Annotated in this window: 9 protein-coding genes; 7 read left to right on the top strand and 2 right to left on the bottom strand. The window is 73.6% G+C overall.

The window, feature by feature from the left end; genetic code table 11:
* The coding region (locus C1J00_RS32420) for a hypothetical protein (RefSeq protein WP_102912553.1) at nucleotides 1–565 on the bottom strand (565 nt) is incomplete at its 3' end.
* Between the two features lie 218 nt (nucleotides 566–783).
* Complete coding sequence (locus C1J00_RS32415; RefSeq protein ID WP_102912552.1) at nucleotides 784–1,260, bottom strand: DUF4396 domain-containing protein; 477 nt, start codon at nucleotides 1,258–1,260, stop codon at nucleotides 784–786.
* Nucleotides 1,261–1,312: 52 nt separating this feature from the next.
* Between C1J00_RS32415 and C1J00_RS32410 the strand changes: the two genes are divergently transcribed.
* From C1J00_RS32410 to C1J00_RS32380, 7 genes are all read left to right on the top strand, one after another.
* Nucleotides 1,313–2,137 carry an SDR family NAD(P)-dependent oxidoreductase gene (locus C1J00_RS32410; protein WP_102912548.1) on the top strand — a complete coding sequence of 275 codons (825 nt, stop codon included), beginning with the start codon at nucleotides 1,313–1,315 and terminating at the stop codon, nucleotides 2,135–2,137.
* Nucleotides 2,138–2,246: 109 nt separating this feature from the next.
* Nucleotides 2,247–3,044, top strand: a complete 798-nt coding sequence (locus tag C1J00_RS32405) for a VOC family protein (protein WP_102912551.1) — start codon at nucleotides 2,247–2,249, stop codon at nucleotides 3,042–3,044.
* 43 nt (nucleotides 3,045–3,087) lie between these two features.
* Nucleotides 3,088–3,480: a nuclear transport factor 2 family protein gene (locus tag C1J00_RS32400; RefSeq protein WP_102912547.1), complete on the top strand. Its 393-nt coding sequence runs from the start codon at nucleotides 3,088–3,090 to the stop codon at nucleotides 3,478–3,480.
* A gap of 31 nt (nucleotides 3,481–3,511) precedes the next feature.
* Nucleotides 3,512–4,048, top strand: coding sequence for a GNAT family N-acetyltransferase (locus C1J00_RS32395; protein ID WP_102912546.1), 537 nt, complete (start codon nucleotides 3,512–3,514; stop codon nucleotides 4,046–4,048).
* Nucleotides 4,049–4,211: 163 nt separating this feature from the next.
* A complete protein-coding gene (locus C1J00_RS32390; protein WP_102912550.1) occupies nucleotides 4,212–6,056 on the top strand; it encodes an ABC transporter permease subunit in 1,845 nt (614 codons plus the stop codon).
* Nucleotides 6,053–7,357, top strand: a complete 1,305-nt coding sequence (locus tag C1J00_RS32385; RefSeq protein ID WP_102912545.1) for an MDR family MFS transporter — start codon at nucleotides 6,053–6,055, stop codon at nucleotides 7,355–7,357. Before C1J00_RS32390 ends, C1J00_RS32385 begins: the two co-directional genes overlap by 4 nt.
* A gap of 230 nt (nucleotides 7,358–7,587) precedes the next feature.
* Nucleotides 7,588–8,766, top strand: a 1,179-nt coding sequence (locus C1J00_RS32380; protein WP_102912549.1) for a serine/threonine-protein kinase, incomplete at its 3' end; no start/stop codon positions are given.

Here is an 8,766-nt window from a genome sequence, read left to right as displayed (position 1 = left end):
GCGGCGGTGCGGGCCGGGCGAACAGCAGCCGCAGTGGCGCGGCGAGCCGGCTGCCCACGGCACGCAGCAGCCGGAAGACGGCCCGCTCTCCGTGGCCCAGCCACAGACCGCACAGCAGCGCGGCCAGGAGGTGGGCGGCGAGCATGCCGAGGGACGAGTCACCGCCGGGGACGTGCCCGGAGTGCGGGGGCATGGCCCCGATGGCGCCCGCACTCATGTCGTGGTTCATGGATCCCATGCCGTGACTCATGGATCCCGTGCCGTGACTCATGGACGGCATGTCCATGGAGGGGTTCCCGGGCGCGGAAGGTGCCGGCGGACCGAGGGAGAACGCCGAGTGCAGAGCCGTCTGGACGGCCACGGCGACGCCGACGACCAGGCGCGGTCCGCGCTCCCGGCCGGCGAGGCACCAGCCGGCGGCGCCCGTCACGGCCCAGCCGGCCAGCAGCGTCGACGGGGGCACGTGGTCGCCGGACATCATGACGTGCCCCAGGGCGGCGAGCACGACACAGACGGCCGCGAACACCGCGGCCCGTATCGCGCGAGCACACCATCCGGCTGTCATGGCGCCTCATCCTCGCATCCGGCCCCGCCCCGACACCCATGAGTACGGACAGCTCCCCGGCCGGGCACTCAATGCCGGCCATGTGATCCAGGTCACCGCCGTGGACCACTCTGCCGGTCGCCGGAGGGGCGCCGGGGTGTGGCACGTGCTCGACGGCGGTGTGGAGGCGACTGCGTTCCACGACTCGCGGGCTGAAGTGTCAGGGGGGCGACAGCGCGTCAGTGGTGAGCGTGGACCACGGCGTGCCCCTTGCCGCGGCCGATCATCCATTTGTTGACCGGGGTCGTGACCAGGAAGGCGACCGCGAAGCCGCCCAGGAGCGCGGACCAGAAGAGGCCGTCGGACAGTTGAGCGTCCATCGCGCCCGGGGTGAGCGCGATGATCGCGTTGTCCACGAGTTCCATCACGGCGATCGAGACCGTGTCCGCGGCGAGGGCGATCCTGATGGCGGCCTTGAGGCCGATGCCGGACCGCAGGACGGCGGACAGGGTGAACGAGTAGCCGAAGAGGAACGCGAGCCCGATCGCCAAGGCCATGGTGGGCACGTCGGCCCAGCCCAGCGACGTACCAATGGCCATGCCGAGGATCTCGCCGATCAGACATCCGGTCAGGCAGTGCAGCGTCGCCTTCACGGCGGTCCCCCAGGACGCGGTCCCGTGCGCATGCTTCTCAGGTTCGTGAGCGGTGTGGTCCATGACGCCGACCATATACCCCCCAGGGGTATTTATCGAACTAGAGTGGGTCGCCATGACGACACAGTCCACTCCATCGGCAGAGCCGACTCCGGCGTCCCCTGCGACTCAGGTCTACCTTTCCGAGCTGTTCTCCCTGGAGGGCCGGGTCGCGGTCGTCACGGGTGGCAGTTCCGGTATCGGGCGCGCCATCACCGGCGCACTCGCGCATGCCGGGGCGAGCGTGGTGGCCGTGGCCCGCGGCGAGGCCCGGCTGACGGCGACGGTCGAGGAGCTGACGGCCGAGGGCTGCCGCGCCGCATGGGTCGGCGCGGACCTGAGCACCCGCGAGGGCGTGCGGACGGCCGCGGAGCGGGCGGTCGAGGCCTTCGGGGAGCCGGACATCCTCGTCAACAGCGCCGGAATCAACCTGCGTCCGCCGATGGACGAGCTCGGCGAGGACGTCTGGGACGCCACGATGGCCGTCAACCTGGAGGCGCCGTTCCTGCTGGGGCAGCGCTTCGGCCCCGGCATGGCGGAGCGGGGGTACGGGCGGATCATCCACATCAGCTCGCAGCAGGCGCACCGCGCGTTCGTCCAGAGCGGGGCCTACGGCGCCTCCAAGGGCGCCCTGGAGGCCCTGGCGCGCTCTCAGGCCGAGGCGTGGTCGCCGCGCGGCGTCACCTGCAACGTCCTCGTGCCGGGCTTCGTCATGACACCGCTCAACGCACGGCTGTCGTCGGACCCGGAGAAGGTGGCCGCCCTCGCCGCCCGCACGATGGTCGGGCGCAACGGTCTCGCCGGGGACTTCGCGGGCGCGGCGGTCTTCCTGGCGAGCGCGGCGTCCGCCTACGTCACGGGACAGTCCCTCTTCGTCGACGGCGGACTGTCCGTCCATTGAGGCCCCTGCATCCGCGCGGGGATCCCCCGAACGGACAGCGGCCGACGGGCGATGACGGGTGCTCGGTGTCACGCTGAGCACACAGGACCCGCCGAAGGGAAGCAGCGTCATGATCACGACCGAGTACGTCCCCGGTTCCCCCTGCTGGCTCGATCTGGGCGCTCTGGACGTCCGGGCCGCCGCCGCCTTCTACGGCGCCGTCCTCGGGTGGGACTACGAGCCCATGGGCGAGAGCGACGATTTCGAGGGCGGAATGTTCAGGAAGGACGGCAAGGTCGTCGCCGGGCTCGGCAAGCTCACCGAGGAAGGCGCGCGTCCGGCCTGGATGCTCTACTACAGCGTCACCGACGCGGACGCCACGACGCGGGCCGTGCAGCAGGCGGGCGGCACCGTGCGGGTCGCACCGATGGACCTCGACGACTGGGGCCGGATGGCGCAGTACAGCGACCCGTTGGGCGGCCAGTTCGCCGTCTGGCAGCCCGGCACGAACAAGGGCCTGGAGCTGGTCGACCAGCCGGGTTCCCTGGCGTGGACCGAGCTGTACACCAGCGACGCCGCGGGTGCGCGAGAGTTCTACGGCACCCTCTTCGGCTGGCAGTTCAGCGACATGCCGCTGCCGGGCGGCGCCGGGACGTACACCCTGATCACCCCGTCCGGGCTCTCCGAGGACCGGATGCACGGCGGGCTCATGCAGCTCCGCAGGGAGGACCTGACTCTCACGGATGGGCGGCCGTACTGGCACCCGGTCTTCGCCGTCGACGACTGCGACGCCGCGGTGGCCGAGGTCACCGGGAACGGCGGCAGCGTGCAGATGGGCCCTGAGGACGCGGAGGGCGTCGGCCGCCTCGCCGTCTGCCTCGACCCGGCCGGCGCGGACTTCGTGGTGCTCACCCCGGCCGTGAGCTGAACCGGACACCCCGCAGCACCGTTCCGACCCCTACGGTCGTGCCATGAGCGAAGAGTCCGCATCCGCAGACGCCCTTCAGGTCGCCCGTCTGGCGAAGGGCTGGGCCGAGGCGATCGTCTCCAACGACCCCGCGCGGATCGCGGGCTTCATGGCGGACGAGTGGGTCATCGTCTCCGATTCGGGGATCGACCCGAAGGAGAGGTTCCTCTCCCTCGTGGAGTCCGGTGCGCTCACCCACTCGGCGATGGACCTCATCACCGACCCGAGGGTCCGCGTCTACGGTGACACCGCCGTGGTGACCGGGCGGGTGACGAACACGGCCCACTACCAGGGCGAGCGCCACGACGCCGACGAGTGGACGACGGACGTTTTCGTGCGGCGGCAGGGCCGCTGGCTGTGCGTACTGAGCCACATCACACCGGCGGCCCCCGACTGACTCCCGAATTCCTCTTGCATATGATGCGCAAATGCGTGAGTACAGCATCAGGGAAGCCGGAGCGGGCGACATCGACGGGGCCCGGTCGGTGATGCTCGACGCCGTGTACCGCGACTTCGGCACGGGTTACGTGCCGCGCTGGCACGCCGACATCATCGATCCGGTGCCGTTCTACGTCACGCCGCCCCGGCACACCCTCCTGGTCGCCGTGGACGAGCGGGACGGGACGGTGGCGGCCACCGCGGCCCTGGACGCGCGCGGCCCGGCGCACCCGCCGAACCCCCGCTGGCTGGCCGAGCGGTTCCCCTCGGGCGAGACGGCGCAGCTGCGGCGGGTGTACGTACGCCCCGAGCACCGGCGGCGCGGACTGGCCCGGCAACTGGTCGACGGCCTGCTGGAGTTCGCCCGGGACGACGGCGGATACCGGTCCGTATATCTGCACACCTACCCCCACTCCCCCGGCGCGCTGGGCCTGTGGAAGGCGCTGGGCAAGGTGCTGTGCGACGAACGGGAGGAAGTGCCCGGCGGGGGCAACGGTGTAGTGCACTTCGAGATACCGTTCACCTGATGACAATGGTTTTCATATATGTGATGAGCAGTCCGGCCGCCGTCGGCACGGCACGCACCCTCACCGGTACGGGGCCCCGGCCCTGAACAGCTCGAAGACACCCTCGACGAACGGTGCGGCCGCCGCAGTGCGCGCGCTCGCGCGCAGCGGCGCCCCGGCGCTGATGTGGCGGACCCTGCTCGTGGCCTGCCTGGTGTGCGGGATCGGCCTGCTGCCGTGGCTGTCACGCACCGACCCCGCGCTGACCGTGCTCCGCGCGCGGTCGGCGGACCGCGACCCCGACCCCGAGACCCTGCGCGCCGTCCGGGACCAACTGGACCTCGACGACGGCCCGCTGACACTGCTCGGCCACTGGCTGGGCGGGCTGCTGCACGGGAGCGCCGGCACGTCCTGGGTGTCCGGCAGCCAGGTGCTGCCGGGCTTCGGACTGGCCCTCGGCGTGTCGCTGCTGCTGATGGCCGGGGCCCTGGCGGTCGCCGCGGCGACGGCGGCCGCCGTCTGTGCCCGTACGCTCCGGCTGGGCGCGCGGGGCCGGCTCGCCGACCGTCGTCCCGGCGGGACGGCGACGGCCGTGCTGGCCGCGCTGCCCGAGTTCCTCGTCGCCTCGGTGCTGGTGTCGGTGATCGGTGTGCAGCTGGGATGGCTGCCGGCCCTGGGCTGGTACGGGCCGCAGTGGATGGTGCTGCCCTCGCTCGCCATCGGCCTGCCCGCCGGAGCGGTCCTGGGGCGGCTGCTCGACGACCTGCTGCCCGGGGCGTTCAGGGAGCCCTGGGCCATGGCGGCCACGGCACGCGGTGTCCCGCCGACGTCGGTGGCGCGGCAGGCGGTGCGCCGCTGCGTGCCCGGACTGCTGCCCAATGTGGCGCTGTTCGTGGTCGGACTGACCGGCGGCTCGGTCGCCGTCGAGCAGGTCTTCGACATCCCGGGCATCGGCCGGCTCACCCTGCACGCCGCACTCTCCCAGGACCTGCCCGTCCTGCAGACCGGCACCCTCGCCCTCGTCCTGCTCGCGGCCTCCGCGGGCGTTCTCGCCCGGCTCGCCGCCCGGCTCCTGGTCGGCCCGGCGCTGCGCGACGGCGCCCTGCAGTCCCTGCACCGGCCCCGGCCGCCCGCGCCCCGCGCGCTCCCCCTGCTCTACGCGGGGCTGCTGGCCGCCGTCGTCGGAGCCGGGCTGCCCCGCGACCCGATCGCCCTGGACACCCTCGCCCGGCTGCAAGCCCCTTCGCCGCAGCACCCCTTCGGCACCGACGCGCTCGGCCGCGATGCCCTCGCCCGGATCTCCCACGGCGCGCTGACCACCCTCGGCACCGCCCTCGCGGTCAGCGCCGCCGCCCTCGTCACCGGGCTGCTGCTGGGGCTGCTCCCGAGGTTGTCCGGGCCGCTGGTCGACACCCTCAGTGCCGTACCGCCCGTACTGGCCGGACTCCTCGTCACCGGCGTCATGGGCAGCGGCCCCTGGACACCCGCGTTCGCCGTGACCGTCGTGGCCTGGTCCCCGCTGGCCGCGCACACCTCCTCCCTGCTGCGCCAGGAACGCGCCACCGCCCACCTGGAGGCCACCAGGGCACTGGGGGCCGGCCGCCTGCACCTGCTCGTGCACGAACTGCTGCCCGCCGTCGCGCTCCCGGTCGCCCGGCACGCCCTGCTCCGGCTCCCGGGCATCGCGCTGAGCCTGGCCGCGCTCGGCTTCCTCGGCCTGGGCGCCCAGCCGCCGTCCCCCGACTGGGGCCTGCTGCTCGCCGAGAACCAGCCGTACGCCGAGCGTGCCCCGTGGGCCGTCCTCTTCCCCGCCGCCGTACTCGCCCTGCTCGGGGCGCTCGCGGTGACGGCCGCGGGCGGCGTACGGCTGCCCCGGCGGCGCACGCGGCCCACCGGCCCGGCCGGGACGCCCGCCGGAACGCCCGCTGAAACGCCCGCCGGCCCGGCCGTGCCGGCCCCGCCGCGGCGGCCGGAAGGCACCGGTGCCCACCTGACCTCCGTGTCCGCCCCACCGACGGAAGAACGATGACCGACCTCCTCTCCCGTGTGCTGTCCCGCCGGACCGCCCGAACGTCCGACGCCGCCCCGCCCAAGGGCCCGCGTGAGAGCACCTGGCGGCTCTGCAAGGAACTGTCGCCGCTGCTGCGGCTGCTGATCCTCACCCAGCTCGCCTTCAACATCGGCTTCTACGCCGTCCTGCCGTTCCTCGCCGAGCACCTCGGCACCGCGATCGGCATGGCGGGGTGGCTGGTCGGCTTCGTGCTCGGGCTGCGCACCTTCAGCCAGCAGGGGCTGTTCGTGGTCGGCGGCTGGCTCGTCGACCGGTTCGGGGTGCGGCCCGTCGTACTGGCGGGCTGCGTGCTGCGGATCGCCGGGTTCGCGTGGCTCGGCTACGCGGAGGCGAGTTGGACGGTGATCGGGGCGGTGCTGGTGATCGGTTTCGCGGCCGCGCTGTTCTCCCCGGCCGTGGAGTCCGAGGTGGCCCGCCAGGCGGTGGCCTGGGAGGAGGACGGGCGCGGCCCGCGCACCCGTGTCCTCGCCCTGTTCAGCGTGGCGGGCCAGGCCGGGGCGTTCGTCGGGCCGCTGCTCGGCGCGCTGCTGCTCGCCGTCGACTTCCGCACCGCGTGCCTCGCCGGTGTCGCGGTCTTCGTGCTCGTCCTCGCCGGGCACCTGTGGCTGATGCCGCAGCACATCCCCGGCCGGGTCCGCGTCCGGGGGCGGGGCGGGGCCCGCGTCCTGCTGCGCAACCGCCGCTTCCTCGCCCTGTGCTGCGCCTATGGCACCTATCTGCTCGCCTACAACCAGCTGTACCTCGCCCTGCCGGACGAGGTGCAGCGCGCGGCGGGCTCCCAGGCGCCGTTGTCCTGGCTCTTCGCGCTGTCCTCGGTGCTGGTGGTGTTCACCCAGCTGCCGGTGACCCGCTGGGCGGGCGACCGGCTCGACCTGCGCCGCTCCATGAGCGCGGGGCTGCTGCTGATCGCGTCCGGATTCGTGGTGGTGGCCGCGGCCCGCCCGGCCGGCTGGACGGGCACCGCCGGGCTGCTGCCGGCCGCCGGTTTCGTGATCTTGCTCACCGTGGGGCAGATGCTGGTCGTGCCCGCCGCCCGCGCCTGGGTGCCCGACCTCGCCGAGGAGGGCCGGCTCGGGCTCTACATGGGTGCGCTGTCGTCCGTCTCCGGGCTGATCGTCCTGGCGGGCAGCGCCGCCACCGGCTTCCTGCTCGACCTGGGACTGCCGGCCGCCGTGCCGTGGCTGGTCCTCGCGGCCGTACCGGCCCTGGCGGTGGCGGTGCTGCCGCGCCGGGAGAAGGGAGCGGGCGCGGCGGCTTGAGACGGCGCCGGCGCCCACGGCAACGGGGCGCGCGGGACCTTCACTCCGGCGGGTGCCTCCTCGCTCCGGGATTTCCGAGACCGCACCCTTCGAGAACACCGCTGCGGCGATCGGCGGCCACGCCGCGCCAGTATCCTTAGTCGGCTGCGGAACCCCCCACCAACCCCCGTTCGAAAGCGGGGAGTTCGGCCTGCGGCAACGACCTTCCCACACGCATGAGACGAGGACGAGTGCTGCTAGCGGGCCGCTACCGGCTGGATGTTGAGATCGGGCGCGGTGGAATGGGAGAGGTCTGGCGTGCGTACGACGAGACGCTCGCCAGAGCGGTGGCCCTCAAGCTGCTGCTGCCCCAGGACACCGACGCCACGGCGACCTCCCGGTTCCGTCTGGAGGCGCAGACCGCCGGGCGTCTCAACCACCCCAACGTGGTCGGCGTCCTGGACTTCGGCGAGTACGACAACCGGCTGTACCTGGTGATGGAGCTGGTCGAGGGCGACAGCCTCGCCGGGGCGCTGTCCAACTCCGGCACGCTGCCCGTCGAGCAGGTGGCCCGTCTCGCCGCGCAGGCGTCCGCGGGGCTCGCCGCCGCGCACGGGCAGGGCATCGTGCACCGGGACGTCAAACCCGCCAACCTGCTGCTGGACGCCCACGGCACGCTGAAGATCGGCGACTTCGGCATCGCGCGCTTCCTCGACGATCCCGGCGCCGCGCTCACCGCCACCGGCCAGATCATCGGCACCGGCCTCTACCTCGCGCCCGAACGGGCCCTGGGAAAGCCCGCGGGGCCCGCCTCCGACATGTACTCCCTGGGCTGCGTGCTCTACCAGCTCCTCAGCGGCCGCCCGCCGTTCCAGGCCGACACCGCCGTCGCCCTGCTGCACCAGCATCTCGACTCTGCACCCGTGCCGCCCCGCGAGCTCGGTGTCGCCGGCCTTCCCCCCGCGTTCGAGAACTACCTCCTCGGGCTGCTCGCCAAGCAGCCCGAAGACCGGCCCACGGCGGAGCAGGCCGCCGAGTGGTTCGCCGGGGGCGCCTGGCGGGGCCTGCCCGAGCCGCTGCCGGAGGTCTCACCGCCGCTGCGGCCGAACCCCTCGTCCGCGCCGGCGCACACCGGGCCGGCCCCGTACGCGGCCGCCGAGACCAGCCACCCGACCACGTACGCGCTGCCGGCGACCACAGGGCACCGCACCGCGGCCCGGGCGGCCCAGGCGGGGCGTTCGGGCCGCTCCCGCGGGCGCGGCGGGCTCGGCAGCAGGTCGAGAGTGGCCGCGACGGCCGCCGCCGCGGCGCTGTTCCTCGCCGCGATGCTCCTGGGCATGCGCTGGTTCTCGCCCGACACGACCGCCGAGGGCACGGAACCCGACGCGTCCCCGACCACGAGCGCCCCCGCGGCCACCCCGTCCGACGAC

Origin of the sequence: Streptomyces cahuitamycinicus (genome assembly GCF_002891435.1) — a bacterium.
Classification (GTDB): domain Bacteria; phylum Actinomycetota; class Actinomycetes; order Streptomycetales; family Streptomycetaceae; genus Streptomyces; species Streptomyces cahuitamycinicus.
This window is presented reverse-complemented; position numbering and strand designations above follow the sequence as displayed.

Coding starts and splice junctions, on each gene's coding strand:
- C1J00_RS32385 (WP_102912545.1), top strand. CDS start 6,053: ATGACCGACCTCCTCTCCCGTGTGCTGTCCCGCCGGACCGCCCGAACG.
- C1J00_RS32390 (WP_102912550.1), top strand. CDS start 4,212: ATGTGGCGGACCCTGCTCGTGGCCTGCCTGGTGTGCGGGATCGGCCTG.
- C1J00_RS32415 (WP_102912552.1), bottom strand. CDS start 1,260: ATGGACCACACCGCTCACGAACCTGAGAAGCATGCGCACGGGACCGCG.
- C1J00_RS32410 (WP_102912548.1), top strand. CDS start 1,313: ATGACGACACAGTCCACTCCATCGGCAGAGCCGACTCCGGCGTCCCCT.
- C1J00_RS32405 (WP_102912551.1), top strand. CDS start 2,247: ATGATCACGACCGAGTACGTCCCCGGTTCCCCCTGCTGGCTCGATCTG.
- C1J00_RS32395 (WP_102912546.1), top strand. CDS start 3,512: ATGCGTGAGTACAGCATCAGGGAAGCCGGAGCGGGCGACATCGACGGG.
- C1J00_RS32400 (WP_102912547.1), top strand. CDS start 3,088: ATGAGCGAAGAGTCCGCATCCGCAGACGCCCTTCAGGTCGCCCGTCTG.